1 protein-coding gene is annotated in these 1,612 nt (G+C 56.5%); it reads right to left on the reverse strand.

Annotated elements, in window-relative coordinates; genetic code table 11:
• Nucleotides 1–161 precede the first annotated feature (161 nt).
• The gene (locus AC07VR_RS31580) at nucleotides 162–1,535 is read right to left on the reverse strand and encodes a transposase (RefSeq protein ID WP_495013640.1); all 1,374 of its coding nucleotides are present in this window, start codon (nucleotides 1,533–1,535) and stop codon (nucleotides 162–164) included.
• Nucleotides 1,536–1,612: the final 77 nt, after the last annotated feature.

Below are 1,612 nucleotides of genomic sequence, written 5' to 3' on the forward strand. Positions count from 1 at the left end.
CCGATTCTGTTGAAAAAGTCGGATTTTTAGCTCACCTGAACTCAGGCGCGACCACCACCGGAGAACCTACTCACCACATTGAGTGGTTTCTCGGCCCTTCGTTGACCTTTGCTGCTCTGTTAATGGGTTAGTTTGAGGTTTTTTGCTTGGTGCAGGCGCACCTATCCCGTAGAAGGTGGCCCTTGAGATGCAAGTTTGGCCAGACGTCGCAGGTTCTGTACCGCGGCCGCCAGCGTGAACTCATCGGACGCGCCACTCATGCCACGTAGTCGCAAGCGATCCAGTTTCAGGATGCGCTTGAGGTGGGCAAACAACATTTCGACCTTCTTACGTTCGTGGCGAGAGCGCACGTACTCCGGCGTCGCCGCGATGCGTCGAGCCACATCACGAGCGGCTTCATGGACGCTGCGGACGATCTTGCGAATCGAAGTGTTCGGGCAGCACTTGGCTTTCATCGGACATGTCGCGCAGTCGGTCTGTCTGGATCGGAAGATGATGGTGTTGGCTTTGGTGACGTGCGAACGCTCGTTCTTGAAGGCTCGCCATTCGCTGCGTAATACGTTGCCGGCTGGGCAGCGGTATTCCTCAGCCTCTTCATTCCAGTGGAAATCGTTACTCGAAAAGCTGTCGTTCTTGCGCTCGGTTTTGTCCCACACCGGCACATGCGGTTCGATGTCTTTTTCCTCCACCATCCAGGCCAGCATCGGCGCTGTGCCGTAAGCGGTGTCGCCAATGAGGCGCTCTGGCTTGATGTCGAACTGCGCTTCGACCCGATCGATCATCGTCTTGGTGCTCTCGACTTCTGCGGTTCGATGAGCCGGTGTGGGTTCCACATCCATGATCACGCCGTGCTCGGTATCGATCAGATAATTCGTGGAGTAAGCGTAGAACGCTGGGCCGCCCGGAGCAGCCGTCCAGCGGGCTTGAGGATCTGTCAGTGACAGGCGCTTCGGTAGCGTTTCGGCCAAAGCCTCTTCATCGAGGCCTTCAAGGTACTCACGCACGGCGCGGGTGCTCAGGGCCGGATCGCTCCAGTTGACCTGTTCATCACCCGGTACGCCGCGCTGCCGACTCGCATCCGCTTTAATGATGCTGGCGTCCACGGCAAATCCTTCGTTTTTAACCAGACCTGCGTCCATGCAGCGACGCAGCACTTCATTGAACAGCCAGCGAAAGAGATCGCTGTCGCGAAAACGGCCGTGTCGATTTTTGGAAAAGGTCGAGTGATTGGGGACTTCATCTTCAAGGCTTAACCGGCAGAACCAGCGATACGCCAGGTTCAAATGGGTCTCTTCGCACAGCCGCCGCTCGGAGCGGATACCGTAGCAATAGCCGACGATCAGCATGCGGATCATCAGTTCAGGATCAATCGACGGACGCCCAATCGGGCTATAGAAATCGGCGAGGTAATGGCGCAGGTCGCTCAGATCGAGACACCGATCAATGCTGCGCAGAAGGTGATTGGCTGGAATGTGATCTTCAAGGTTGAACGAGTAAAACAGTCGCTCCTGCCCACTCGATAACTGTCCCATCATGCTGTGTGATCCCCCGCCGGCCAATGCAGAGATTTTGCCGCAGGCCAGACAGGGGAGCTACTTTTTCAACAGAATCG

It is taken from the genome of Pseudomonas sp. GW821-FHT02H09 (assembly GCF_059421425.1).

Bases quoted from the DNA above. Each gene is read 5' to 3' on its own strand.
- AC07VR_RS31580 (WP_495013640.1), bottom strand. From the start codon at position 1,535: ATGATGGGACAGTTATCGAGTGGGCAGGAGCGACTGTTTTACTCGTTC.